Annotated in this window: 17 protein-coding genes; 11 read left to right on the plus strand and 6 right to left on the minus strand. The window is 61.0% G+C overall.

Features of this window, described 5'->3' with window-relative positions:
* The first annotated feature begins 81 nt into the window (after positions 1–81).
* On the plus strand, positions 82–1,698 hold the full coding sequence (locus tag L6758_RS01390; RefSeq protein WP_237185580.1) for an inorganic phosphate transporter: 1,617 nt from the start codon (positions 82–84) through the stop codon (positions 1,696–1,698).
* On the opposite strand, the gene L6758_RS01395 is transcribed toward L6758_RS01390, so the two are convergent.
* Positions 1,695–2,384 (minus strand): IMPACT family protein, encoded by a 690-nt coding sequence (locus L6758_RS01395; protein WP_237218597.1) that lies wholly within the window; start codon positions 2,382–2,384, stop codon positions 1,695–1,697. The genes L6758_RS01390 and L6758_RS01395 overlap by 4 nt on opposite strands.
* A 62-nt stretch (positions 2,385–2,446) precedes the next feature.
* Here L6758_RS01395 and coaE point away from each other — a divergent pair, with 62 nt between their 5' ends.
* From coaE to L6758_RS01425, 6 genes are all read left to right on the plus strand, one after another.
* Positions 2,447–3,088 (plus strand): dephospho-CoA kinase, encoded by a 642-nt coding sequence (gene coaE, locus L6758_RS01400; RefSeq protein ID WP_237218598.1) that lies wholly within the window; start codon positions 2,447–2,449, stop codon positions 3,086–3,088.
* 230 nt (positions 3,089–3,318) lie between these two features.
* A complete protein-coding gene (locus L6758_RS01405; RefSeq protein ID WP_237209332.1) occupies positions 3,319–5,151 on the plus strand; it encodes a BCCT family transporter in 1,833 nt (610 codons plus the stop codon).
* Between the two features lie 85 nt (positions 5,152–5,236).
* Complete coding sequence (gene uvrB / locus L6758_RS01410; protein ID WP_237195817.1) at positions 5,237–7,381, plus strand: excinuclease ABC subunit UvrB; 2,145 nt, start codon at positions 5,237–5,239, stop codon at positions 7,379–7,381.
* 91 nt (positions 7,382–7,472) lie between these two features.
* A complete protein-coding gene (locus L6758_RS01415; protein WP_237218599.1) occupies positions 7,473–8,681 on the plus strand; it encodes an MFS transporter in 1,209 nt (402 codons plus the stop codon).
* Positions 8,682–8,844: 163 nt separating this feature from the next.
* Positions 8,845–10,041, plus strand: a complete 1,197-nt coding sequence (locus L6758_RS01420; RefSeq protein WP_237218600.1) for a TerC family protein — start codon at positions 8,845–8,847, stop codon at positions 10,039–10,041.
* A 201-nt stretch (positions 10,042–10,242) separates the two neighbouring features.
* Positions 10,243–10,647, plus strand: coding sequence for an SdpI family protein (locus tag L6758_RS01425; protein WP_237218601.1), 405 nt, complete (start codon positions 10,243–10,245; stop codon positions 10,645–10,647).
* Positions 10,648–10,706: 59 nt separating this feature from the next.
* Here the strand turns inward: L6758_RS01425 and L6758_RS01430 are convergent, their stop codons facing one another.
* On the minus strand, positions 10,707–12,119 hold the full coding sequence (locus L6758_RS01430; protein WP_237204879.1) for an alpha/beta fold hydrolase: 1,413 nt from the start codon (positions 12,117–12,119) through the stop codon (positions 10,707–10,709).
* Positions 12,120–12,329: 210 nt separating this feature from the next.
* Positions 12,330–14,933, minus strand: coding sequence for a DEAD/DEAH box helicase (locus L6758_RS01435; RefSeq protein ID WP_237204880.1), 2,604 nt, complete (start codon positions 14,931–14,933; stop codon positions 12,330–12,332).
* Positions 14,934–15,278: 345 nt separating this feature from the next.
* On the opposite strand from L6758_RS01435, the gene L6758_RS01440 reads away from it, so the two are divergent.
* The 3 genes from L6758_RS01440 to L6758_RS01450 all read left to right on the plus strand — a co-directional run bounded on the left by L6758_RS01440 (position 15,279) and on the right by L6758_RS01450 (position 19,406).
* Entirely contained in the window at positions 15,279–16,928 is a 1,650-nt protein-coding gene (locus tag L6758_RS01440; protein ID WP_237198843.1) for an ABC transporter transmembrane domain-containing protein, read from the plus strand.
* Positions 16,921–18,663, plus strand: a complete 1,743-nt coding sequence (locus L6758_RS01445) for an ABC transporter ATP-binding protein (protein WP_237198842.1) — start codon at positions 16,921–16,923, stop codon at positions 18,661–18,663. Before L6758_RS01440 ends, L6758_RS01445 begins: the two co-directional genes overlap by 8 nt.
* 113 nt (positions 18,664–18,776) lie before the next feature.
* Complete coding sequence (locus tag L6758_RS01450) at positions 18,777–19,406, plus strand: cation transporter (RefSeq protein ID WP_237198841.1); 630 nt, start codon at positions 18,777–18,779, stop codon at positions 19,404–19,406.
* 49 nt (positions 19,407–19,455) lie between these two features.
* Here the strand turns inward: L6758_RS01450 and L6758_RS01455 are convergent, their stop codons facing one another.
* Positions 19,456–20,964 (minus strand): L-lactate MFS transporter, encoded by a 1,509-nt coding sequence (locus tag L6758_RS01455; RefSeq protein WP_237198840.1) that lies wholly within the window; start codon positions 20,962–20,964, stop codon positions 19,456–19,458.
* A 238-nt stretch (positions 20,965–21,202) separates the two neighbouring features.
* Here L6758_RS01455 and L6758_RS01460 point away from each other — a divergent pair, with 238 nt between their 5' ends.
* The gene (locus L6758_RS01460; protein WP_237198839.1) at positions 21,203–22,912 is read left to right on the plus strand and encodes a formate--tetrahydrofolate ligase; all 1,710 of its coding nucleotides are present in this window, start codon (positions 21,203–21,205) and stop codon (positions 22,910–22,912) included.
* Between the two features lie 134 nt (positions 22,913–23,046).
* Here the strand turns inward: L6758_RS01460 and L6758_RS01465 are convergent, their stop codons facing one another.
* On the minus strand, positions 23,047–24,645 hold the full coding sequence (locus L6758_RS01465) for an alpha/beta hydrolase (protein ID WP_237204881.1): 1,599 nt from the start codon (positions 24,643–24,645) through the stop codon (positions 23,047–23,049).
* Between the two features lie 181 nt (positions 24,646–24,826).
* Complete coding sequence (gene dld, locus L6758_RS01470) at positions 24,827–26,539, minus strand: D-lactate dehydrogenase (protein WP_237198837.1); 1,713 nt, start codon at positions 26,537–26,539, stop codon at positions 24,827–24,829.
* Between the last annotated feature and the right edge of the window lie 37 nt (positions 26,540–26,576).

The raw sequence follows: 26,576 nt of genomic DNA on the forward strand, positions 1-26,576 counted from the left end.
GCGTTAACCTTTTCCCCAGACTATTAACAGGGCTCAAATTTTGCCTTAAGACCGTATGAACACAACCTCAAAGGGGGACTCGTGGATTCCAGCGCGAATTCGGGTTCACATCTCGCAACCCCCGCGTTGCAACGAGACACCACCGACAAATGGTGGCACCTCGCCTTCGGCGGCCTCATGGCTGTCTCACTGACACTCTTTACACTCTGGTCCCTCAACTACGTCGACCAGTCAGCTCGCACCCTCGTCCTTATCGCAGCCGTCCTCCTGGGTCTCTTCATGGCCTTCAACATCGGCGGTAACGACGTAGCAAACTCCTTCGGAACCTCCGTGGGCGCGGGTACCCTGACCATCAAGCAGGCCCTGCTCATCGCGGCTGTCTTCGAGGTGTCGGGCGCTGTGATCGCTGGCGGTTCGGTGACCGACACCGTGCGTTCAGGCATCGTCGACCTGGGTGCTATCGACCTGGACCCCATGCAGTTCGTCTACATCATGATGGCAGCCCTTCTGGGCGCAGCTATCTGGCTGCTGGTCGCCACCAAGATGGGCTGGCCCGTCTCTACCACCCACTCCATCATCGGCGGTATCGTGGGTGCGGCCCTGACCATCGGCTTCACCACCGGCACCGGCGGCATGGACATGGTGCAGTGGAACAAGATTGGTCAGATTGCCATTTCTTGGGTTCTTTCGCCGCTCCTGGGTGGTCTGTTCGCCTGGGTTCTCTTTGGCTTTATCAAGAAGTACATCCTGGGCTACAACGAGAAGGTCGATGCGGCCATGCTCGAAATCAAGAAGCACCAGGAAGAAGAGCGCGCAGCCCACACCCCGCACGACGGCTTCCAGCGCATTACCGACTTGCAGCAGGACGCCTACTCCAACGCTATGCTGCGCAAGAAGAAGTTCAAGCTCAAGAAGCTTGACCCTGAGGCCCCTGAGAGCGAGTACTACCGCCAGGTGCACAAGCTTGACCAGAAGGCTAAGCGTGCTGACTCCCACCGGGCACTTGAGGTTTATGTGCCTATCCTGGCTGCCTTCGGTGCGGCTCTGATTGCAGCCATGCTGCTCTTCAAGGGTCTGGATAACCTGGAGCTGGGTATCTCGACCATGGGTAACGTCATGATTATGGTGATGGTTGCGGCTATCGCCTGGGTGAGTGTTTCAGTCTTCGCCCGCAGCCTGCAGAAGCAGGAACTCTCCCGCGCTACCTTTACCATCTTTGCCTGGTTGCAGGTCTTTACCGCAGCTGCCTTCGCCTTTAGCCACGGTGCCAACGATATCGCCAATGCTATCGGCCCCTTCGTGGCAATTCTTGATGTGCTCAAGACCGGTGCCATTGGCGACGAGGCCGTTGTGCCCATGCCCGCTCTGGTGGCCTTCGGTATCGCCCTCATCGTGGGTCTTTGGTTTGTGGGTCGTAACGTGATTGCTACCGTTGGTCACGGCCTGACCAAGATGCACCCCTCATCGGGCTTTGCCGCTGAGCTGGCCGCTGCCGGTGTGGTTATGGCTGCGTCTGTTCTGGGTCTGCCCGTTTCGTCCACCCACATCCTGATCGGTGCGGTGCTGGGCGTCGGTATCGTCAACCGCTCAGCTAACTGGAAGCTCATGCGACCCATTGCCCTTGCCTGGATCATCACCCTGCCCATCTCAGCCGCTATCGGCTCGGTAGGTGTGCTGGCTATTTCAGCAATCTTCTAGGCTAAATCAACCCACTGGGTTTCACCCCACGAAATGTGCCCTGCGCCGGCTGTCAGCTCGGCCAGGGCCGTTTCTGTTTGGGCGCGGGTTGCCGCATCATCAAAAACACCCAGGGTGATGTGGGCGCCGCTGGCTGTGTAATCTGTACCCAGCACCGTGTAGCCCAGCGCACGCAGGTCGTTCTCGAAGCGTCCTGCCTCGGCGTGGGAGGCGGTAACTGTTCCCAGTCGCAGGCGTTCGCGGGGCACCAGGGGAGCGGCGTCTAGGGTGGTGACCACCGCGTCCGTATAGGCGCGCACCAGCCCACCGGCACCCAGCTTGATGCCACCGAAATAGCGCACCACCACAGCGCAGATATCGGAGAGGTCGGTGGTTTCGCCGGTGCGCCCTTCGGTGCGGCGGGCCAGCAGGGCCTGGAGCATGGGAATCCCAGCGGTACCTGCGGGCTCGCCGTCGTCGTTGGAGCGCTGGGTCTGCCGGTCTGCCCCGATGATAAAAGCAGAGCAGACGTGGCGGGCATCGTGGTAGGTCTTGCGCTTGGACTCAATAAAAGCGCGGGCTTCTTCTTCAGTTTCCACGCGCTGAACATAGCCGATGAACTCACTGCGCTTGATTTCTAACAGGTGCCGGGTCTCGGTGCGGGTAGCGAGCACGGTGTAGCGGTTGGCGCGGGTTTCATCAGTCATGGTGTCTATTCTAGTGTGCGGTCGGTGGGGCGCGTAGGCTGGTGGGAGCGGGCACCTGCCCGATGCTTAGAGACGAAAGGACGCCTGTGGTTGCGAGAATTGGTCTGACCGGCGGTATTGGGTCGGGTAAGTCGACGGTGGCGAAGATGCTGGTGGAGTGCGGGGCTGTGCTGATTGATGCCGATGCTATCTCCCGTCAGCTGATGGAGCCGGGTCGGGCGGTGTTGGCTGAGACCGTCCGCACCTTTGGTGAGGGCATTTTGACCCCTACCGGCGAGCTTGACCGGGCTGCCCTGGCGTCCCTGGTCTTTGCGGACGAGTCTGCCCGTGCCCGCCTGAACGCCATCGTGCACCCGGCGGTGCGGGCTGAAGCCGCGCGGCAGCGTGAGGCGGCGGTGCAGAAGCTGGGGGAGGGCGCCGTCATTGTTGAGGATATCCCCCTGCTGGCCGAGACCGGTCAGGCGGCAGACTTTGATGCGGTGATTGTGGTTGAGGCGCAGCGCCAGGAGCGGCTGCGCCGCCTGGTTGAGGTGCGCGGTATGAGTGAGGCGGACGCCCGCGCCCGCATTGCTGCGCAGGCCAGCGACGAGCAGCGCCGGGCTATTGCCACCTGGGTCATTGATAACTCGGGAAGTTTAGAGCGCACCGCTGCGCAGGTGCGCGAGGTCTTTGCCAAAATCACAGCCGGTTCGTTACATGAATAAATTTTTAGCAAGGAGTATTTGGACTTTTGGTCTAAAAAACCCGGTTGTGACCAGTGGAAACAGGCGAGAACAAGGAAAAGTATAAAAATCAAGTAGGCTTATCTCCCCTGGAAAACAACCCCAAGCCCTCTTATTATTGATACGTTGCCCAGAGACCGGGCAGCCGCTGTGCGGGCGGTGGATGCAAGGGGCCCGCACGGTCACACACGTACTTCCACCGGGATAATCCTGTGCTGAACAAGCTACACGACAGACTGGGGCTGCGAACCAACCCCGTCATTTTCTTCTCATCTGCACTCTTTATCATCGTCTTCACCCTGCTGATGATGATCTTCCCAACGGCCATGTCAGATGGCATTGGCGTCATCTCCGACTTCATCATCACCTACCTGGGCTGGGTCTACACCCTGGGTATCGCCATCTTCTTTTTCTTCCTGATTTACATGGCGATGAGCCGCTTTGGCCGCATCAAAATCGGTGATGACGACGCTGAACCCGAGTACTCCGGTCTTGCCTGGTTCGGTATGCTCTTCGCAGCTGGTGTTGGTGCCGTCCTGCTCTTCTGGGGTGCGGCAGAACCCATCACCCACTACGCCAACCCGCCCTACGACGGGGTAGAGCCCCAGTCGGATCATGCAGCGCTCGAAGCGCTCGCCATCGCTAACTGGCACATCGGTCTGGGCGTCTGGATTATTCTTACTATTCCCGCCCTGGCTTTCGGCTACTTTACCTACAAGCGCAAGCTGCCCCCGCGCGTCTCATCCATCTTCCAGCCCCTGCTGGGTGAGCGCATCCACGGCCCTATCGGCAAGACCATTGACTCGGTTGCTATCGTTTCTACCGTTTTCGGTATTGCGGTTTCGGTGGGTCTGGGCGCCCTGCAGATTAACTCGGGTATGGGCATCATGTACGGTGTGCCCCTGGGTGGCTGGATTCAGGCCGCTATCGTTGCTGTGATTACTGCCGCCGGTATTACCTCGGTGCTGATGGGTATGGATAAGGGCGTTAAGCGCCTGTCCTACATCAACATTCTGCTGGCTATTTCCCTGATGCTCTTCATTCTGATGACCGGCGCAACCCGCTTCGTGACCCTGGGCACCATCGAGTCAGCCGGCTACTTCCTGCAGAAGCTGCCCGTGATGATGCTCTTCAACGACGCCTTTGCAGATACCGGTTGGATTGGCTCCTGGACGGTCTTCTACTGGGCTTGGACCGTGACCTGGGCACCTTTCGTGGGTCTCTTTATCGCCAAGATTTCTCAGGGCCGCACCATCCGTCAGTTTGTTGTTGGCGTGCTGGCTGCCCCCACCACCTTTACCCTGATGTGGGTTGGTGTCTTTGGCCTGAGCGCTTTCAATATCGAGCGCAATGAAAACGGTACCCTGGTGCAGACCGTGGCGGAAGAAGGTGACATTCCCGCTGCCCTCTTCGAGTTCCTGGGCCACTTCCCGCTCTACCAGCTAGTCGCTGCGGTGACCCTGGTGGTGATTACCATCTTCTTCATCACCTCCATTGACTCAGCAGCCCTGGTCATGGACGCGATTGCTAACGGCCATGAGGACCCGGCCCCCAAGAAGCAGGGTATTTTCTGGGCTGCCTCCATCGGCGTTGTATCGGCTTCCATCCTGGTAGCAGCAGGCGATAACGGTCTGACCGCCCTGCAGAACGTCATTATTGTGATCGGCTTCCCGGTGTGGCTTATCGGCTTCATGCAGATGTGGATGCTGGTGCGCGCCCTGCGCGAGGACGCCGGTGAGCTGCCTCCCATGCGCACCCGCCAGTGGAAGCAGGTTATCCCCATCGAGGAATACCACCGCCGTGCTCAGGAAGACTTCTCGTCGATTGAAGAGGTCACTATTCGCCCCGAGTACGAGCTGGGTACCGAACCCGAGTTCGAGGGTCTGGTTCCCAACACCGGTCAGATTCCTGTGGTAACGGCCGAAGATATTGCTGAGGACGCCGCCGCGAAGAAGGCAGCCTCCAAGCCGGCTGAAGAGCAGGGCACCCACACCGCTGTGGTAACCGGTGACCTGCCCGCTACCGACATCGACCCGAAGAAGTAAGGTCTGAGCGACCGCTTGTTAGCCCCCGATGAAACTAGTACATATGTTCTAGTTTTGTCGGGGGTTTTTCGGTAGGGTAGAGGGCATGAGCCTTGCCCAAGAAATTAACCGCGTCGTTGCACCTTTTGAAGTTGTCTCCGAGTATCAGCCGGCTGGCGACCAGCCCAAGGCAATCGCGGAGCTGACCGAGCGCGTCCAGAACGGTGAAAAAGACATCGTGCTCATGGGTGCCACCGGCACCGGTAAATCTGCAACGTCTGCCTGGCTCATCGAGGCCGTCCAGCGCCCCACCCTGGTCATGGTGCAAAACAAGACCCTGGCCGCCCAGCTAGCCAACGAACTGCGCGAGCTACTGCCCAACAACGCTGTTGAGTACTTCGTCTCCTACTACGACTACTACCAGCCCGAAGCCTACGTGCCGCAGACCGACACCTTCATCGAAAAAGACTCCTCCATCAACGAAGAAGTCGAACGCCTGCGCCACTCCGCCACCAACTCCCTGCTGACCCGCCGCGACGTTGTGGTGGTTGCTACCGTCTCCTGCATCTACGGCCTGGGCACCCCCGAAGAATACGTTGCCCAGATGGTGACCCTGCGCCAGGGCGAAGAAATCGACCGGGACGAGCTGCTGCGCCGGTTCGTCTCCATGCAGTATGCCCGCAACGACCTAGACTTCCACCGCGGCACCTTCCGCGTCCGCGGCGATACCGTCGAAATCATCCCCATGTACGAAGAAAACGCGATCCGTATCGAGTTCTTCGGTGACGAAATCGAAGCCATCTACACCCTGCACCCGCTCACCGGCGAGGTCATCCGCGAAGAAACCGAAATGTACGTCTTCCCGGCCTCCCACTACGTCGCCGGCGCCGAACGCATGGCCCGAGCCATTGCGTCCATCGAGGACGAGCTGCGCGACCGCCTGCAGGAGCTGGAGTCCCAGAACAAACTGGTGGAAGCCCAGCGCCTGCGCATGCGCACCCAGTACGACCTTGAGATGATGGAGCAGATGGGCTTCTGCAACGGCATCGAAAACTACTCCAGCCACATCGACGGGCGCGCTCGCGGCACAGCCCCGCACTGCCTGCTGGACTACTTCCCCGATGACTTCCTGCTCATCGTCGACGAATCCCACGTGACCATTCCCCAGATCGGTGCCATGTTTGAGGGCGATATGAGCCGCAAGCGCACCCTGGTTGAGCACGGCTTCCGCCTGCCCTCAGCCATGGACAACCGCCCCCTCAAATGGGAGGAATTCCTCGACCGCATCGGCCAGACCGTCTACCTCTCAGCTACCCCCGGCAAGTACGAGCTGGCCCAGGCCGACGGGGTAGTGGAGCAGATTATTCGCCCCACCGGCCTGGTCGACCCCGAAATTGTGGTCAAGCCGACCGAGGGGCAGATTGACGACCTGCTCGAAGAAATCCGTTTGCGGGTAGAGCGTGACGAACGCGTGCTGGTCACGACCCTGACCAAGCGTATGGCTGAGGACCTCACCGACTACCTGCTGGAGCACGGGGTTAAGGTGCAGTACCTGCACTCCGACGTTGATACCCTGCGCCGTGTGGAGCTACTCAGCGAGCTGCGCCAGGGCGTCTTCGACGTGCTGGTGGGCATCAACCTACTGCGTGAGGGCCTAGACCTGCCCGAGGTTTCCCTGGTCGCCATTTTGGACGCTGACAAGCAGGGCTTCTTGCGCTCCACCACCTCCCTGATTCAGACCATCGGCCGAGCTGCCCGTAACGTGGGCGGTCAGGTGCACATGTACGCTGATAAAATCACCGACTCCATGCGTACCGCTATCGACGAAACCAACCGCCGCCGCGAGATCCAGCAGGCCTACAACCGCGAGCACGGCATCGACCCCCAGCCTCTGCGCAAGAAAATTGCCGATATCACCGACGTCCTGGCCCGCGAGTCAGAAGACACCGCAGAGCTCCTTGCCGCCCGCAAGGGAGCCTCGGGCAAGCTGGCTCCGGTCAAGAAGGGCACCAAGTACGCTGCAACCAGTCCCGAAGCCGAAGAGCTCTTCAAGAAGGCAGAAGCCCGGGTGCGTCAGGACGGCCTTGCGGCAGCTCCCGCCGAAGACCTGCTGGGTCTGATCGAAGAGATGCACGCCCAGATGATGCAGGCCGCCGAAGAGCTCAAGTTCGAGCTGGCGGGCCGCCTGCGCGATGAAATTGCCGACCTGAAGAAGGAGCTACGCGCTATGCAGGAAGCTGGGCACGCCTAAAGCTACAGAAGAGTTTTCCTCAGCGCTTCACCGGCCTGTGGCATTGGTGTAGACTAGTGCAGTTTGCGTCAGAATCACCCCGGGAGGTCCCATGAGCCAGAAAGCCGCGCGTCCCAGCGTTGCCCGCATGCCGGGTATGCCCCAGATTCTGCTTACCTTCGGGCTGACCATTTGCAGTCTATCTATCCTGCTCCCCGCCTCACCGGCGTGGGCGCTCGCAGGTGGGGCAGGTTCCCTGGGCGCGGGTGCCACCAACGCGGTACTGATGGCTGTCACCGTAGCCACCCAGTTCAGCGTCCCCGCCCTCACCCGCCGCTTTTCCTGGGCACTCGTGCTGCCGGTGGGTACCCTCTTTATGGGGCTGCCCTCCCTCATTCAGGCTCTGAGCCCCGACCTACTCAACGTCCTTGTTACCTCGGGTCTGCGCGGTATCGGCTTCGGTATTGTCACCGTCTGTTGCTCATCGGCCATGTCCTACCTCATCCCCGTCGAGTACCGGGGGCGGGCTGTCGGGCTCTACGGGCTGGCAGCTGCAGGTGCTCAGATGTTCTTCACACCCGTCGCCCCCTGGGCCCTCGATACCTTCGGCTACCGCTCGGTAATCTCAGCGGGTGCAATCGCAGCAATCGCAGCCCCCTTCGCCCTGCAGCTAGGCCGACTGGTTGACCACTTCATGGAAGAACAAAGGGCCGGCGAGCAGGGGAGTGACGCCACCCCTGCAACTTCCACCGCAACCATCATCGCCCGCATCTGGCCCGCACTGCTGACCCTCACACTCGTCACCAGCGTCGGCGGTGCCTTCATGACCTTCTCCACCGAAATCGCCCCCACTGCCACCCTGGCGACTGGGGCCCTGCTCCTGCTCTGCGCCCTGGCAACCCCCACCCGTCTCTACGGCGGCTCCCTCACCGACCGGTTTGGCACCCGCCTTCTCATGACCCCGGTGCTGGCCCTCACGGCCTTGGGCGTCGCCTTTGTCGGCTGGGTCAATGGCGCGAGCCTGCCTTCAGTCATCTTCCTCCTGGCTGGTGCAACCCTGATCGGGTTCGGCTACGGCTTCCTACAGTCTGTCACCATGGTGCGTGCCCTGACGGACGCTGGTGGGCCGGACGCCACCCAGCGCGCCTCTGTCGCCTGGAACTCCCACTTTGATGTGGGAACCGGGCTGGGCTCTCTCGCTATCGGAGCCGCCGCGCAGGCAACTAGCTTTACCGCTGCCTGGGCGGGCGCGGCCGTCCTTCTCCTGGTCTGCGCCATCGTGCTCGGCCTGAGGGATGCCCGCGCGTCTGTTCAAAAGTAACAAGATGGGTTATAGTTGTAGACCGAGCAAGGGAGTATCCCACTAATTCCTGCATCGTCAGCACGTTGATCGAAGGCGCCCAACCGGGGCAGGAAACCACTCATACGGGTGGTGGGAGAGACTTGTGGATTTTGGCAAACCCCAACCACAAGAAAGGCTCCCAATGCATATCACTGGGTTGCAGTGGGGTGTAACGATTGCGTTCATCCTGGCACTGCTTGCTTATGACTTCTTCTTCCACGTGCGTAAAGCACACGAACCCACTATCAAAGAGGCCGCGATTTGGTCAGCCGTCTACGTGGGTATCGCCCTGCTCTTTGGCTTGGTCATCCTCTTCTGGGACGGCCCCCAGTTCGCGGCTGAATACTACGGTGGTTACATCACCGAAAAGGCCCTGAGCGTTGATAACCTCTTCGTCTTCCTGATTATCATGGCCTCCTTCCGCGTGCCGCGTGAGGACCAGCAGAAGGTCCTACTCTTCGGCATTATCTTTGCCATGATTGCCCGTACCGCCTTCATTCTGGTGGGTGCCGCCGCTATTGAGCGCTGGAGCTGGGTCTTCTACCTCTTCGGTCTGGTTCTAATTTACACCGCCGGTAACCTCATCAAGGGTGAAATCACCGACAAGGAAGAAGAGGACGAGGCCAACAACTTCGTCGTGCGCCTTGCCAAGAAGATGTTCCACACCGTTGACTACTACGACGGCGATAAGCTCTTCACCGTAGAGAACGGCAAGAAGGTCATGACCCCCATGCTGCTGGTCATGGTCGCAATCGGTGGTACCGACATCCTCTTCGCCCTGGACTCCATCCCCGCGATTTTCGGTCTGACCCAGGAAGCCTACATCGTCTTCACCGCAACCGCCTTCTCCCTGATGGGCCTGCGCCAGCTCTACTTCCTGATTGACGGCCTGCTGGACCGCCTGATTTACCTCTCCTGGGGTCTGTCCATCATCCTGGCCTTCATCGGTGTTAAGCTGCTGCTGCACGCCCTGCATTCCAACACGCTGCCGTTTGTTAACGATGGCCAGCCGGTTCACGTTGTTGAAGTTGGAATTGAGCTCTCACTTGCTGTTATTGTAGGCGTTCTGATTGTCACTGTTCTGGCTTCTCTTTACAGCCCGAAGGGTCGTGCTCTGGCAACCATCCAGAAGGTTCAGGCTCTGTCTGAGAAGTACCTGAACCTGCCCGCCGATGCTTCTGAGGCTGAGCGCGCTGAGATTCAGAGCAAGCTTGATGCTGAGGTGGCTAAGTCCCGCGAGATTCCGCAGAAGTACCGCGACGAGCTGATTGAGTCTGAAAATGAGTACCAGGACCTGGTACGTCGTGCCCGCACCGCTCACGCCGAGCGCAGCGCCTAACCGGCGGTAGGCGTCCGCCCCAATAATCAGGGGTGCGGACGCCCGCCCCGGCTTCACGACCGCTGGCCCCATCCCGAGAGGGAAGGGGCCAGCGGTCTTTGCGTGTGGAGGTGTTATAAGGGCTGGGACTCTAGAACTAGATTTCAGGTTTGAGTAGAATTGACCTTAACCCCCCTCGCCTGAACCGGAAAAGGAGCACCCATGTCTGCAGCCGAGTATCTACCCCTGGTCTTTTGCCTGCTCTTGCTGGGCGGGCTCTTTCTGACGATAGCCCGCATGGGTGCAGCCGGCACCCTGCGCCGTAACGGACTGGTGGGCGTCCGCACCACAGCAACCATGCAGTCGGATGCCGCCTGGTACGCGGCCCACAAGGCGATTGCCCCCACCCTGCGGGCCTGCGCCTGGGCTCAGATTGTTGGGGCGGCCGTCGTCCTAATCCTGGGGCTGATGGCTCACAATTCTGCAGTTATTCCGGTTGGTCTCGCCTTTCTGATCCTTCCCACCATCGCCATGATGGTAGCTGCCATGACAAGAGGAACGTCCGCCGCCAACGACGCCCACCGGGCCTGGGAACAAGACCAGCAGACCTCCCCAACCCATCGCTGAACAAAAAGGCCGAGAGGTGCAGCTACACCCCTCGGCCTTCTTGTTATAGCTAAACTCAGTTAGCGCATATCAGCCAGCAAATTCTTCAGATGGCCCAGAATCAGGGGGCCGTCAGCGCCTAGACCGTCATGGTGGTGGGTCTTCGACGTCCACACACGGGTATTACCCACGAACTCGGCGGTCTTCATTGAGTGGGCGTAATCCACGTACACATCGGGCACGTAGGCTGCTGCAACCAGGGGCACCTCGTTGCGGGTCAGCTGGTCGTGGTCGTACAGGCGGCCCCAATCCTTCTTCTCAGCCAGCAGCTGGGCAACCTCAGCCAGCGGACGCAGGGCCGGGTCCTCCTCGTAATACCAGGGGAAGATATGCTCACCGGTCAGAAGCAGGGGAGAGGCATCTTCGGCAAAGTCCGGGCGCTCCGCGTACATGCGGGCAGCAGACCAGTTCGTCGGTGAAGCGGATGGCGAGGTTCCCCCCAGCTCCTGTGCGGGGCCGTCCGCATAAATCGTCTCGTGCAGCAGGCCGTAGAGGGGGCCAGCCTGGAAACTGACCTGGGCGCTAACCTCTGCCAGGAACTGGTCAGAGAGCCACTTATCAGACTCAGCAAAAGCCGACTCCAGTACATAGTGCAGGCCCCTAGCCCGGCCGTTACCCCCCAGAATATTGCCCAGCATCTGGAAGCGGTGCGGGGTCAGGCGCTCGCCGGTGGGCAGGTATTCCTCGTTCTTGGCCAGGTGCTCGCAGATGCGGACGGCCAGGTCCTTATCTTCGGGGTACCAGCCGTAGTATTCCTCGGTGCGCTCCTTCATGCGGTCCAGGGTGGAGCGGTAGACCTCGTCCACGTGGGAGCGAATGGGGGCGAGACCCGCGGTCATACGGGAGTCCTTGATGGACTCGGGGGCGAAGGAGAGATAAGAGAGGGTGAGGAAGCCGCCGAAGCTCTGGCCCATGGTTGACCAGCGCTGATCTTGGCGATCGGCCAGGAGGAATTCGCGGACGACCTCGGCGTCGGCAATGATGGAGTCAGCACGGAACAGCTCACAGAACTCAGCCTGCACTTCGGGGCTGCCCTGGGCGGTGATGACGCGGGCTGAGAGCGGGGTGGAATTGCCGGTGCCGCGCTGGTCCAGCAGTATCAGACGGTGGGTCTTGGCTAGCTCGTGGACCCAGCCGCCTTCCGAGATGGGGCGGGGGCTCTTGCCGCCGGGGCCGCCCTGCAGATAGACCATGTAGGGGCGCTCGTCCACTGGGGTGGTCAGGGCATCAGAGGTGTCGATGACTTCGCGGGCAAAGACGGTGATGGTCTGGTTGGCAAAGCGGGAGTCTAGGGCGGCTGCCTCGCCCTTGCCGTAGATCAGCCCGTGGGTGAGGGGCACGGTGAACCAGTGGTCAACCAGCTTGAGGGAGTCAATGGTGTGGGTGGCGCCGACGCGGTGGGACGGCTGGGGCAGGCGGGGGTGGGTAGGCATGGGGCTCCTTTGCGCGCAAATCAGGTCTTTCTTCTATCGATAGGCTACCCTAGCTTCCCCGCACCGGCTCTGAGGTGGTGCGTAAGAAGTTCTAATGTGACCGCTTTAGAAGTGAGAATCGCTACCCCCACCTAGTAGGGACCAGATAACTACCGATAGTACGTCATGCCCATCAGGACTTCGGTAGGAATCTGGTCCCTTATCGGGAAACTAGAAAGCCCCCACGCTCTCAATCAGCACCACGGGCGCGCCTTCCTCGTCTGAGGCGTCCAGGTCGACCCTGGCGACAATCCCGAAATCGTGGTTGTCGTCGGGGTCGGCAAAAATCTGACGAACCTTCCACACCCCGGGGTGCTCAGCCGTGTCGTCGTCAATCTCAATCAGGCGCGGGGAGCGGGCCTCGGCGTCCGTATAGATATCCTCGTACTCCTCAAAGTAGTCATCCATCGCCTCAGCCCAGCGGTCGGCGTCCCAACCCGAGCGCTCGCCGTCCAGCTCGCCCAGCAGGCGGTCGCGCTCGTCCGCAAAGAGCTCAACCCGGCGGAAGAGAGCATTGCGCACCATCACCTTAAAGGCGCGGACGTTGCTGGTCACCTTGGGAGCCGACTCGGCCACAAGCTCTTCAAGAGAGTCCTGAACCGGGGTACCTTCCTCACCGGCAGCCAGGCGTTCCCACTCGTCCACCAGGGAGGAGTCGGTCTGACGGATAACCTCGCCCAGCCACTCAATCACATCGGTCAGCTCATCGGTCAGGGCAGATAGGGGCACGGTCTGGCGCAGGGCCTTGTAGGCGTCCGACAGGTAGCGCAGCAGAATGCCCTCGGAGCGCTCCAGCCCGTAATACTGGATGTAGTCGCCAAAACCCATAGCCCGCTCGTACATATCGCGCACCACGCTCTTGGGCTCAACCTCAAACTCCTTCATAAAGGGAGCGCCCGCCGAGTAAGTCTCAAAGGCCTGTTCTAGCAGGTCAGCCAGGGGCTGCGGGTAGGTGATTTTGTCGAGCTCAGCCATGCGCTCGTTGTAGTCGAGCCCTTCAGCCTTCATCTCGGCCAGGGCCTCGCTCTTAGCCTTCTTCTCCTGGCCAATCAGCACCTGGCGGGGCTTTTCCAGGGTGGACTCAATCACCGAGACCACATCGAGAGCGTAGGACTCAGACTCCTTATCGAGCAGAGACAGCGAAGCCAGCGCGAAGGGGGAGAGCGGCTGGTTCAGGGCGAAGTTCTCCTGCAGTGAGACGGTCAGGCGCACGGTGCGGCCAAACTCGTCGGGCTCCGGCAGGCGCTCCACCACGCCCCCGTTGAGAAGCTCCCGGTAGATGCCAATCGCCTTGCGCTTGAGGGCGCGCTGCTTAATCGGCGGCTCGTGGTTGGCGGTGAGGAAGAGCATGACGGTCTCAAAGGGGTCAGCCTCACGCTGCAGCATATTGAGCATCATGGAGTGGGTCATCTGGAAGGACGAGGTCAGCGGCTCAGGCTCAGCAGCAATAATCTGCTCGAAAGTCTTGTCGCTCCACGCCACAAAGCCCTGCGGGGGCTTCTTCTTTTTACCCCGCAACGACTGGGCCATCTTCTTCTCGTCCCCGTTGAACTTCTCCCGGGCCTTGGCCTCAAGCCGGTCGTTCTCAATCTCGTGTTCGGGGGCCTGAACCACCACGTAACCGGCCGTATCAAAGCCAGCCCGGCCCGCGCGTCCTGCAATCTGGTGGAACTCGCGGGACTTCAGGCGGCGGGTGCGCTGCCCGTCAAACTTGGAAAGAGCAGTTACGAGCACCGTGCGGATGGGGACGTTAATACCCACACCCAGCGTATCGGTACCGCAAATGACCTTGAGCAGACCCGCTTGGGCTAGCTGCTCCACCAGGCGGCGGTACTTGGGCAGCATGCCGGCATGGTGAATGCCGATACCGTTCTTGATGTACTTCTGCAGCTGCTTACCAAAGCCCGCCGAGTAGCGGAAGCCGGCGGTCAGTTCGTTGATACGCTCCTTGTCTTCCTTGGATGCAATAGCCAGGCTCATGAGTGAAGCGGCGGTATCAATGGCCTGTAGCTGGGAGAAATGCACAATGTAGACCGGGGCCTGGTGGGTGCTCACTAGCTCGTCTACCTTCTCAACCAGGGGCTCCCGGGAGTAGGTGTAGTTGAGCGGAATGGGGCGGGTCTCGCTAGTGACCAGGGAGGTTTGCCGCCCGGTGAGCTCCGTCAGCTCACGCTCAAAACGGCTAGTATCGCCCAGGGTTGCGCTCATAAGCAGGAACTGGGCCTGGGGCAGGTCAAGCAGGGGAGCCTGCCAAGCCCAACCGCGCTGGGGGTCAGAGTAGAAATGGAACTCATCCATGACCACCTGGGTCAGATCAGCCCCTTCACCCTCACGCAGCACAATGTTGGCAAGAATCTCGGCGGTGCAACAGACGATGGGGGCATCGGCGTTAATAGAAGAATCGCCGGTCACCATACCCACGTTCTCAGCCCCGAAAATCTCGCAGAGATCAAAGAACTTCTCAGACACCAGGGCCTTAATAGGGGCGGTGTAGTAGGAGCGCTGGCCGGTCGCCAGACCCATAAAATGAGCCGCAACCGCCACGGTCGACTTGCCCGACCCGGTAGGGGTCGCCAAAATGACGTTGTTGCCCGCCGCCAAATCAAGCACAGCTTCGTCCTGGGCCGGGTACAGCTGCATACCGCGAGCCTCAATCCAGGCCAGAAAGGCCTCGTAGGCTTCATCGCCCGTGAGCGGGTTAGAGGCAAAATCGCCACGGAAATAGGGCTTGCTGTTATCGGCTAAAGAGGGGGAGAGAAAGGGAAGAATCTTCATGGTTCTTCTAGTTTAATAGACCGGTCAAGATAAAGGCGGGTATGACGCTTGTCAAACCTGCCTAGAGTGTTCTAAGGTAAAGGGCAGAACTTAACCGCATATCTAGCTCACGAAAGGAGGCCCGCGAAATGAATAATCGACCTATTCCCTTCAACAGCCTCCCCGTGGGTAGACACATCGATGGTGCGCTCGCTTCTAGCCCGACTGCCGGTTAGACGAGTACGATAACCTGACGTAGACACACCTATCGGGGCAAGCGAACCCGGTAGGTATTTTTATGCCCTGCGGGTTTTTCCCTCACACACGACCTGCACACCCGCACGCACACGCTGAAAGAGTAGCCTGATGACTGAGATGACTGACGAGATAAAGACGCCCAAAGAAAAAGTTAAGTTCCGTATCGCCCCGCCGGGCTTCCGCTGGCGGCCCCTCTTCTTTCTGCCCTTCCCCCTCGATATTCTGACCTCCCTCGCCCTGGTCTTCCTGCCGGTTCTGGTGGGCACGATTATTGACCTGCATACCTCCGGCGATGAGGTAGCTGCCTGGCGGCTGGTCTGGCTGTTAGTGGGCGTGGTGGTCTACCTGTCGATCGTTGAATTTGTGGGCTGGGGCATCACCTTTAGGGTAGTAGCCCGCATCGAGAGGGACTGGCGGCTCTACATCGCCCACCTAATCTCCCGCAGCCCCAACCGCGATACCGGTGCCCTCATTGCGATTTTGAATAAGGACGCCCGGGCAATGGCCGAGATGTGGGAGCCCATGATTATGGCTTTTTCTGCGGTGGGCGTGACCGCCCTGGGCACCTGGCAGCTCTGGCGCATTAGCCCGGCGATTGCGGTGGTGGCTCTGGGCGGGCTGATTCTCACCATGCTGACCCTCACCTGGATTTCCAAACTCTTGGAAAAGCACGCGGATATTTTCCGTGACAAGGTGGGGGTGTCTACCTCCCGGGCTTCAGATATTGCCTCTTCGATTCGCACTATTTTGGGCTTGGGCGCCCAGCGCCGCATGATGGACCGCTACGGGGCAACGGCCCAGGATGTCTACACCTCCCAGATCCGCCTGGAGAGCGTGCAGACCTGGTCTTATGCAGTGCGTAATTTTCTGGTAGGTACCGTAACCTGGGTAGTAATCGCCCTGGCCCTGCGTGGGGCTGCCCCTGAGGGCACCTGGATAACAGAGGTACCCGCGGGTCAGCTGGTCACAGTGGTTGGTCTGATTAACACCCTAACCGGCCCCATCTGGTCGGTGGAGATGCTGCTCTTTGACTGGCGCAATGCCCGTGTTGCCCTCAAGCGTGTAGATAGACTTGCGGCTGAGGTTGAGGGTAACTCTCAGGTAGAGGGTAAGGACGCCCCCGCCCCGGCGACCAGCGCCGCAGCAGGGCAGGCGCTGGTTGAGGTTCCCCGGGCCAGCACCCCGGTTCACTACATCAACCCGCGCGAAGCCGGGTTGCCAGCCCAGGACTACGCCGAAGCTCTGACCGAAGCCCTACGCCAAACTCAACCTGCCCCGGGCAGGGAGCAGGCGGCGGGCGTCCTCGCCGGGGGTGAGCGTGTGCTTCTTTCGGAACCCAACCCCATGATTTTTGCCGGCTCCCTGGCTGACCACCTGCAGATGGGCACCGAGGGGCTGAGCCGGGAGCGCATGATTGAGCTGTTGAAGCTCACCGACTCCGAAGAAATCGCCTTCCGACTCGGTGGCCGCGACCCCGAAAAGTACCTGGCCAGCACCCTGGCCTCAGAGGGCACCAACCTCTCTGGTGGCCAGCGGCAGCGTCTGGCCCTGGCCCGGGCACTGGCCCAGCCGGCGTCCGTGCTGGTGCTCACCGAACCGCTGAACTCGGTGGACGAACCCAGCCAGAAGTTCATCTTGAACCAGCTCGAAACCCATACAGGCCAGCCCGGCCCCCTCGAACACATCCGCCAGATTTACCTGGTCTCAACCACCATGGAGGTTGAGCGACGACTGAAAGCAGGTGAGGCCCGTGGCTAACCTCCTCCCCATTACCGATGGTAAAACTACCTGGAGGCTGCTGGCCCGCTCGATTCTCAAAACCCCCTGGCAGCTGGTCTGGCTGGTGGTTCTGTTTGTGGCTAGCTCCGTGGCTACCCTGGTGACCCCTATTATGGTGGGGCAGCTGATTGACCGGGCTACCACCGGGCAGCTGACCGGCTACCCCTGGGCAGAGCTGGCGGTCATTGGCCTTGCTGTGGTCGCCGGTGCTCTGCTGGCCCGTGCCTGGACCTTCCAGGGCCAGAAAATGGGTGTGCGCCTCAACCGCGATCTGGGCATTGACCTGGTTGGGGCTTCCCTGCAGCTGGATGCCCAAACCGTTGAGGATGCCGGCTCCGGCGACCTGGTAGCCCGCCTGACCGACGACGTCGATAGCGTGCGCCAGGTGCTGGCCACCGGCCTGCCGGAATTCGCCCATATCAGCATCTACATGCTGATTACCGCAGCTACCATCTTCACCGTCAACCCGGCCATCGGCCTGGTGACCGTGCCCATGTTTATCGTGATGACCATCGTGCTTTCGATTTTCCTACCCCGGATTGCCAAGCTCACCCGGGAAAAGACCGAGGCGGTCAGCGACCTGACCGTGGTAGCAACCGAAAACATTCGCGGTGCTGGGACCGTTGAAGAGCTGGGGATCAGTGAGGCCCGTGCCCGGGTGCAGGATGAGCGCATCTGGAAAACCTTTGAGGTCAGCGATCGCATGGTTGTGGTGCGCTCCATCTTCTGGGCCGTGGACGCCTTCAACTCCTTCCTACCCCTGGTGCTCTCCATGGTCTGGGGCGCCTACTGCGTGGAGCAGGGGTGGGCTACCTGGGGCGACGTTGCAACCGCCTCTATCATGCTCTTCACTATGCGCGACAACTCGGATATCTTCACCTTCTGGCTCGACCGCCTGCGCGAAATGACCGTCACCATGGGGCGCGTCTTTGGTGTTATTGACCTGTCGAACCAGCAGCAGGCCCGCCGTGCCGCCGGGCAGGTAGCTGCCCCGGCGCACCTGCCCGAGCAGGGCGCGTCCGCCCCGGTCATCAGCCTGCAGGGCGTGACCTACGGGTACGACCCGGACGCCCCCGTGATTAAGGGGGTAGACCTGCAGCTGGCGGCGGGGGAGAGCCTTGCCCTGGTAGGGCGCTCCGGCTCGGGCAAGACCACACTGGCCCGCCTGATTGCCGGGTCGCTCACCGCAGATAGCGGCACCGTGCAGGTCGGTAGTCAGCTGGTGGGCAACGGGCTGTACCCCACCCAGCCCGATGCCAGCGGACGCCCCGCTCTGCTGATTTGCACCCAGGAGGCCCACGTCTTTGTCGGCTCCCTGGCCGAGAACATGACCGTGGCAGCCCCCGACGCTAGCGCCGAGCAGATGCTCACCGCCCTGCGGTCGGTCGGCGCCACCTGGGTCGATGACCTGCCCGAGGGACTGGAGAGCCGGGTCGGTGGCGGCAGCACAGAGCTCACCCGCGACCAGATTCAGCAGCTGGGTCTAGCCCGCATCGTGGCTGCCAACCCCCACGCGGTGATTCTGGATGAGTCGACCACCCAGCTGGAACTGGCGGACGCCCGCCAGTCCCTGGCTGCGGTGATGCAGGGCCGAGCCGTCATCATCATCTCCCACGACGCCCGCATCGCCTCACTGGCTGACCGGGCCGTGCTCCTGGAAAACGGTGAGCTGGTTGCAGAGGGGGCTCCGGCAGAAATCTTTGCCCGCGCCTAAGAAACCTCACAGGTCTAAGCCGTCTGGGCCACATTCGCTCTGACTAAGCCGCCGCCCCTCCCGAGACCCCGCCCGAGACCCCGGGCGGGGCGGAGCGGTGCTAATCTAGACTCGTGAGTTCATCTAAGCCCCTAATTGACCCCGTCCGCCTGCGCCGCGCCGTCCTGCTGGTTGCCGGTCTCAACCTGGCCTACTTCTTCATCGAGGGAGCTATCGCCCTGGCCATTGGCTCGGTCAGCCTGCTGGCCGACAGCGTAGATTTCTTCGAGGACTTCGCGGTCAATACTCTCATTGCAATCGCTCTGGGCTGGTCACTGACCTGGCAGGCGCGGGCGGGGAAGGCGTCCGCCCTCATTATCCTGCTCCCGGCCCTGGCCGCCGTCTGGCAGATCGTGGCTAAATTCCCTGACCCTGGCGCCCCCGATGCGCTCACCCTCTTCGTTACAGCGGGCGGGGCCGTGGTGGTCAACCTCATCTGTACCCTGATTCTGGCCCGTTTCCGTACCGGTGCCGGGTCGCTCACCGCAGCCGCCTTTTTGGCAGCTCGTAACGATGTGCTCATCAACCTCGCTATTATCGTTGTAGCCGGTCTCACCGCCTGGGTAGGAAGCGGCTGGCCTGATCTGGTACTTGGTGCCCTCATCCTGGTGCTGAACCTGGGGGCTGCTAAGGAAGTATGGGAAACCGCCCATGAGGAATCGCTGGCCGCCAAGGCCTTAGCTGGCGACCTCGACGACGACTAAGGCCCTGCTCTGAACTCGCGGGGAGCTGTCAGGGCAGGGCCTCTGGTCTTTAGCTAAAAAGCGCCAGTGAACGAATCACGGTCTGGGCCAGGCCATAGACCAAGCCACTTGTGACGAGTAGGGTCAGGGCCCAGGCTGCCAGGGTATGCAGCGGGCCACCGGCGTTGACCCTAATTTGTTGGTCGGAGGTACCTAGCTTCCCGTGGCCCGCCAGCTTGGCCATGTCTTTCTCTGAGGCATGGTGCTTCTCGTTCACCGGCTTGACCAGCAGGTTGGCGATGAACCCGATAGCTAGCACGCCTACCATGATGAAGAGGGAGGGCTGGTAGAGCTCGGCACCCGAGGCCTCGGGGTTGCCACCGCGCACGGTGTCCTGAACCAGGTTGACGATGAGCGGCCCAGCAATGCCCGCAGCTGACCAGGCGGTGAGCAGACGGCCGTGGATGGCCCCTACCTGGAGGGTGCCAAACATATCGCGCAGGTAGGCCGGGATAGTGGCAAAGCCACCGCCGTAGAAGGAAATGATGATGAAAGCGGTAGCGATGAAGAGCACCAGACTGACGTTACCGAAGAGCGCCCAGATGATGTAGAGGGCCAGCCCCACACCTAGGTACATGACGTAGATGTTCTTGCGGCCGATGATATCTGAGGTTGATGACCAGATGAAGCGGCCACCCATGTTGCCTAGGGACAGCAGACCGACGAAGCCGGCTGCCGCCGCGGCGGAGATGGGGAAGTAGGACTGAATCATGGGGGAGGCTGATTCCAGCAGACCGATACCGGCGGTGACGTTGGTGAATAGTACCGTCCAGAGCAGCCAGAACTGGGGCGTGCGGATAGCCTGGGCTGCGGTGACGTTCTTATTGGTGCGCATGGTGTTGGGCTTCTGCTGGGACGGGTCGAAACCGGCGGGCTTCCAGTCGGGGTGGGGGACCCTGATGACGAAAGCACCCAGCAGAATAATAAGAGCGTAGGAAGCAGCGAGAACTAAGAAGGAGGGGACGAGCGCTGATGCCTGTTCTGTCTTTTCCGCTGAGCCTGAAAAGAGTTCCATGAGCTGGGCCGATACGGGGGAGGCGATGAGCGCACCGCCACCAAAACCCATGATGGCAAGCCCGGTGGCCATACCCGGGCGGTCAGGGAACCACTTCATGAGGGTAGATACCGGGGAAATGTAGCCCAGGCCAAGCCCAACGCCGCCGAGTGCACCGTAACCCAGGAAAACTAACCACAGCTGGTTGGTGGTCACACCCAGAGACGCAATGAGAAAGCCTAGAACCCAGCAGGTTCCCGCCGTTAGCATCGACTTGCGAGGGCCAACCCGTTCCACCCAGGTACCGCCGATGGCCGCTGAGATACCCAGCATGGCGATGGCGAGAGAGAAGACCCAGCCCACCGCGGTTTCGGTTGAGCCAAAGTGGGTGACCAGCTGGGTCTTGAAGACTGACCAGGCGTAGACCTGCCCGATGCAGAGATGAATGGCAAGTGCCGCTGGGGCCATGAACCAGCGGTTAAAAGTGACGGGTGCTACGATAGCTGACCTATCAAGAACTGACATGAAGCTTTCCTCTGAGATGTGTGTCTGCTGGCGAAATTTAATGTGTAGTGATGCGCTCAACATTACCCCATGCCGGCGGCTGGCGTATGCTGCCTTTTCTAGGGGTGGCAGGCCTGGTAGCTCTTCTAAAATTTTGAGTATTCATTGAGATGTATGAGTGTACTGGCTCTACAAAACATGACTCAGGGCACTAAACTGGGTGGTGGCAGATAAGCTAGTAAACAAGGAAGTTCACATTATGAGCAAGCCCTTCCCCTCTGATCTTGAAATCGCCCAGGCAGCGACCCTGCAGCCGATTACCGAGATTGCCGCAGCGTCTGGCATCAATGAAGATCGCCTAGAGCCCTACGGCAAGTACGTTGCCAAGGTGCAGTTGACCAACGACACCACCGCAGAAAAGGCCCTGGCCCGTGGCTCCAAGTACATCGTGGTCACCGCCGTTACCCCCACCCCTCTTGGTGAAGGTAAGACCGCAACCTCGGTCTCCCTGGCCCAGGGTATGGCAGCAACCGGCCGCAAGGCCATGCTGACCCTGCGTCAGCCCTCCATGGGCCCCACCTTCGGCATCAAGGGCGGCGCAGCAGGCGGCGGCTACTCCCAGATTGTCCCCATGGAAAAGCTTAACCTGCACCTGACCGGCGACTTCCACGCCGTTACCGCAGCCCACAACCTGCTCGCTGCCATGATTGACAACCACCTGCACCACGGCAACGAACTGCGCATCGACACCCGCGCCATCACCTGGCGCCGCGTCATCGACATGAACGACCGCGCCCTGCGCAACATCGTTATTGGTCTGGGTGAGCGCATGGACGGTGTGCCCCGCGAAACCGGCTTCGATATCACCTCAGCCAGCGAAATCATGGTGATTCTCTCGCTTTCCACCAGCTTCGCCGACCTGCAGGAGCGCCTGGCCAAGATCGTGATTGGCCTCAACGTGGACGGTGACCCCGTCACCGCAGCCGACCTCAAGGCCGACGGTGCTATGGCCGTCATCCTGGCTGACGCTATCAACCCCAACCTGCTCCAGACCCTCGAGAAGACCCCCGCCCTGATTCACGCAGGCCCCTTCGGAAATATTGCCACCGGCAACTCCTCGGTTGTCGCTGACTACGTTGGTCTTGAGCACGCCGACTATGTGATTACCGAGGCCGGCTTCGGTGCAGACATGGGTGCGGAGCGCTTCTTCAACGTCAAGTGCCGCGTCTCCGGTCTCAAGCCGGACGCCGCCGTCCTGGTGGTCACCGTCCGCTCCCTCAAGTCTCACTCGGGCCGCTACAAGATTGTGCCCGGCAAGCCCCTGCCCGAGGGCCTGCTGGCAGAGAACACCGAGGACGTCGAGGCAGGCGCCGCTAACCTGCTCAAGCACATCGAGATTGTGCGTTCCTTCGGTGTGCAGCCGGTGGTTGCTATCAATGCCTTCCCCACCGATTTCGAGTCAGAACACGAGACGATCCGCCGCATTGCCGAGGAGGCAGGCGCTCGCGTGGCGATTCACCGCGGCGTTGCCGAGGGCGGTAAGGGCGTGACCGAGCTGGCGGACGCCGTCGCCGCAGCCTGCGATGACGTGAGCGAGCTGACCTACACCTACGAGGACGACGACAGCCTGACCACCAAGATTGAGAAGGTCGCCACCAAGGTCTACGGAGCGGACGGCATTGAGGTCGCCCCGGCTGCGGCCAAGCAGCTGGCCCGCTACGAGGAGCTGGGCTACGGCAAGCTGCCGGTTGTTATTGCCAAGACCCACCTGTCCATTTCGGCTGACGCTTCGCTGAAGGGTGCTCCGACCGGCTGGACCCTGCCCGTGCGCGAGGTGCGTCTGGCTGCCGGTGCCGGTTATGTTTACGCCATTTGCGGCACCATGCGTACCATGCCGGGCCTGGCTAAGTCCCCGGCTGCTGAGCGAATTGGTTTTGACGAGAACGGCACCATGGTCGGGCTCTTCTAAAATGATGCTTATTTATTAGGGTAGGTGGAGCAGGCTCACAGCGAAGCTGCTGGCTCGGTGGCTGGCGTGAATCGCATTGAGAGCGAAGCGAACCAGCGAGAGGGTCGGCAGCGAGCGTGAGCCTGCGGAACCTCCTATGAATAAGTCTCTGGTGCATCTGGCTGGCACACCGTGCCGTCCTTGGGCACGGTGCCGTCCACCAGGTAGGCGGTCGCCAACTCATCGACGCAGGTAGAGCGGCCGGAGAAGGACGCCCCGTGGCCCGTCCCTTCCAAGGTTACGAAGGAAGCCTTCCCCAGCTGGCGGGCCAGCTCCTTACCGTGCTGGTAGGGGGTGGCGTGGTCACCGGTAATGCCAATGACCAGCAGGTCGGTTGAAACCTTCGAAGCGTCGAAAGACGTCGTGATATCGGTGCCGGTCGCGGGCAAAACCGCACAGTCGAATTCGGTAAACTCAGTCAGCACCTCATCGGTGATCTTGGGGCCGCCAATGAACTCGGGAACGCCCACCTCCTTCATATGAGCCAGCAGGGCCTCTACGTCCGGAGTCTTAGGCTTAGAGGGGCACACCACCAGCTGCCCGGCCGTATCAATCTCAGCGCTGTTATGCGCAATCATCTGGGCAAGGGCGTCTACCGCTTCCTTATCCCCGGCCTTGGCTTTACCCAGCAGGTCCAGGCCGTCCCCCTGCATGACGTCCGGCCCGTAGAGCTGGCTGGTCAGGTAATCACGCAGCTCTAAACCGGTAATCTCGGTGCCGTCACTGGCCACCAGGGGCTTGTCTGTCAGGGATTTCTGGTAGTCGAGCATCTCGCGCTCGCTGGTGAAGGGGCAGGTCACGGCTGCACCTTCTGAGGTGGTGAGGTCGGAGCATCGGTCTGCCAGGGCACCCACAGCTTTCGATACCGCCACCATCTGGTCGTAGTTGTGGGTCAGGGCACCCCACTGGGCATTTTCAGCCGAGTCGAGCACCATGCGTCCTGCCTTCTCGGGGAAGAGGGTAGCGTAGGTAGCCCCCAGCATGGTGCCGTAGGAGTAGCCCAGGTAGTCAAGGCGTTCGCCCCCGGCTAGGGAGCGGAGCAGCTCCATATCGCGGGCTACCTGGGAGGTGCCCATGTAGTTGGCAACCTTTGAGCTGGCGGCGCATTCGGCAAGCTGTACGGCGGCAACTTCAGAGTCTGACTCGCACACCACGGGGGTGGACGCCCCAATACCGCGCGGGTCAAAGCCCCAGAGCTGGTGGCTTTCCAGTACGGGTGCAAAAGAGGGGTCGGTTGCCAGCGACATGGCGTGCTGAATACCGCCGATGCCCGGCCCGCCGGGGTTGGTGAAGAGGGGCACCTGCTGGTCGCTGCCGGTGGAGACGGTGCGGCTGACGGCAAGGTCAAGGGTGCGGTTATCGTCCGGGTCTCCCCAGTTGAGCGGGGCGGTGACGGTGCCGCACTCGTAGTTGGCGTAGTCGAAGCCGGTTTCTTTCAGCAGTTCTTCGTTCTCGGGGGAGAAGCCGCTGTGCTCGGCGGTGCACTCGCCCCAGGTGATGGTCTGCTCGTAGAAGTTTTCAAAGTTTTCCCGCTGCCAGCTGGCCCCGTTTGCCCGGTCGGCGGCAGGAGCAAGCGCCTGATCGGAGGGCTCCTGGGCTGAGGGGATACTGAGGCTACAGCCTGCTAGCGCCAGGGCGCTGATGGTGAGGACGGCTGTGGTTAGGTAGGTGGTGCGGGGGATCGGGGTGGGCACGGTTAACTTCTTTCTGTGACCGCTTGTGCGAGCCTGCGCTATATCGACGGTAGGCCCGCACAAGCAGTCAGGTGAGAATGGTTTTCATGTGTCTGTAAAAACCAGTGTAGTCTCACACCTGTCTTAAGAAATCAGCCGTCAGGATGAACCTGTTCCCCGCCTACAGGCGGATAAACGGTAACTAGGCCCAGTCCTTCTTGGGGGAGGTGCCACCGATGCCGGCGTTGAAGGTGTTGGTGGGGTCAAGCTCCTTAAAGTGCTCCACCATAGCCTCGGGCATGTGGTAGAGACGGCCGTAGTTGTGTTCAGCCGGCAGCTTGGCGCCACGGGCCTCGAGCAGCTCCTGGATATCGTCGTGCAGCTTATGGGGGTCAACGCCCTTCTTGGCAACGTAGTCCTGGTGCATGACGTGGCAGAAGAAGTGGCCGTAGTAGGCTGTAACATCCAGCTGGCTAGCAATTTCAGGGGGCAGTACCTCTAGCCAGTCCCAGTCATCGCGGCGCAGGGCAACATCGATGGGAATGAGCTCGCCCAGCTCCTTGCGCTTCATACTGGCGTAGCGGGTGGCGGCGCTGGCAGCGCCGAAGCGGTGGAGGTTGGCGCTCTGTGCCTCGTCCGCCGTGCAGATGAAGAAATCACCCTCGTGCTCGGGGGCCGCAAAGAAGTCCTTGAGCATGGTTTCGGTCGCCTGCTTCTGGGCCTCGCTGACGGTGAGCAGCAGGTGGTGTTCGAAGCGGTCGCGGTACTCCAGCATACGTTTGGGCAGCTGGCTGGGGACCAGGTCGAAGAAACGCTGGGAGACGGTGTCTGCGAAGGTGGGGCCGATGCCCGGAACCTTACCGAAGACCCCGTTAGCCCAGGTCTTGAAGGCGAACATACGGGTTTGCAGGGCAGAACTCATGTACTTGAGGAAGACGAAGGTGTCTTTACCGTACTTTTCTGCCAGGTCGAAGGCGCTACGACCCATGTATTCACCAGAGATGGGTAGGGGCATATCGGCTTCGAGGAAGATACGGCGGATTTCTTCGAGCTCTCGAGGGCTGTTGGTGCCGATGTAGAACATGGCGGGGTTCTTCTCGAGCGGGAAGGTTCGGGTTCGCACGGCAAAGACCATGATTTTGCCAGCGGATCCGGACGCCTCAAACAGGTACTCGGGGTTGGAGTTGTAGCGGGCGGGGGTCGGCTCCATCTTGCGGAGGTGGGCGGCGTACTCGGTCTCGCTGCTGTCGGCAGGGGCGGGGGTGACGTCGTCCGCCGACCAGGCGCCGCGCTGCAGGCGGTCGAGGGCGACCTCGGGGTCATCGCCCAGGGAGATGCCCAGGTGGTTGACCAGCTCGACCTTGCCTTCTTCGGTGACGCGGGCGTAGATGGCTTCGCGTGTGAAGGCCGGGCCCTTACGAATCTGGCTGCCGCCGGAGTTATTGGCGATACCGCCGATGACCGAGGCACCGATGGAGGTGGACCCGATCACCGAGTGGGGTTCGCGGCCGTGTGGTGCCAGTTCTTCGGTCAGGTGGGTGAGGGTGGCGCCCGCCAGGGAGATGGCCTCGTGGGCGTCGTTAATCAGGTGCACCTGGTTGATGAGGTGGGTTGAGATGAGCACGATGGGGCGGTCGTAGTCCTGGAAGCCGGGGCCGGAACCGCCGGTCAGACCGGTGTTAGAGGCCTGGGGGATGACCATGAGGTTGTGGTCGACGCAGACCTGGAGCGCCTTCCACATCTGCACCAGGGTGGTGGGGCGGAGGACGGCAAGCAGGGGGCCGCCGCCGAAGCGGTAGCCCTTGCTGTAGGGCATGGTCGCGTGCTCTGCGGTGAGCACATGGTCAGAGCCCACAATGTCCTTGAATGCCGCGAGGGCTTGCTGATGGGCAGGTGTATGGTGCGGGGTTGACATGAATAAACTTTCTGTTGAGGGCTAACTAAAACTTCTA

It is taken from the genome of Rothia nasimurium (genome assembly GCF_928382285.1).
GTDB classification, from domain to species: Bacteria; Actinomycetota; Actinomycetes; order Actinomycetales; family Micrococcaceae; genus Rothia; species Rothia nasimurium_E.

Excerpts from the sequence above, each read along its gene's own strand:
- L6758_RS01395 (WP_237218597.1), bottom strand. The coding sequence starts at position 2,384 with ATGACTGATGAAACCCGCGCCAACCGCTACACCGTGCTCGCTACCCGC.
- coaE (WP_237218598.1), top strand. The coding sequence starts at position 2,447 with ATGCTTAGAGACGAAAGGACGCCTGTGGTTGCGAGAATTGGTCTGACC.
- uvrB (WP_237195817.1), top strand. The coding sequence starts at position 5,237 with ATGAGCCTTGCCCAAGAAATTAACCGCGTCGTTGCACCTTTTGAAGTT.
- L6758_RS01415 (WP_237218599.1), top strand. The coding sequence starts at position 7,473 with ATGAGCCAGAAAGCCGCGCGTCCCAGCGTTGCCCGCATGCCGGGTATG.
- L6758_RS01420 (WP_237218600.1), top strand. The coding sequence starts at position 8,845 with ATGCATATCACTGGGTTGCAGTGGGGTGTAACGATTGCGTTCATCCTG.
- L6758_RS01425 (WP_237218601.1), top strand. The coding sequence starts at position 10,243 with ATGTCTGCAGCCGAGTATCTACCCCTGGTCTTTTGCCTGCTCTTGCTG.
- L6758_RS01430 (WP_237204879.1), bottom strand. The coding sequence starts at position 12,119 with ATGCCTACCCACCCCCGCCTGCCCCAGCCGTCCCACCGCGTCGGCGCC.
- L6758_RS01435 (WP_237204880.1), bottom strand. The coding sequence starts at position 14,933 with ATGAAGATTCTTCCCTTTCTCTCCCCCTCTTTAGCCGATAACAGCAAG.
- L6758_RS01440 (WP_237198843.1), top strand. The coding sequence starts at position 15,279 with ATGACTGAGATGACTGACGAGATAAAGACGCCCAAAGAAAAAGTTAAG.
- L6758_RS01455 (WP_237198840.1), bottom strand. The coding sequence starts at position 20,964 with ATGTCAGTTCTTGATAGGTCAGCTATCGTAGCACCCGTCACTTTTAAC.
- L6758_RS01460 (WP_237198839.1), top strand. The coding sequence starts at position 21,203 with ATGAGCAAGCCCTTCCCCTCTGATCTTGAAATCGCCCAGGCAGCGACC.
- dld (WP_237198837.1), bottom strand. The coding sequence starts at position 26,539 with ATGTCAACCCCGCACCATACACCTGCCCATCAGCAAGCCCTCGCGGCA.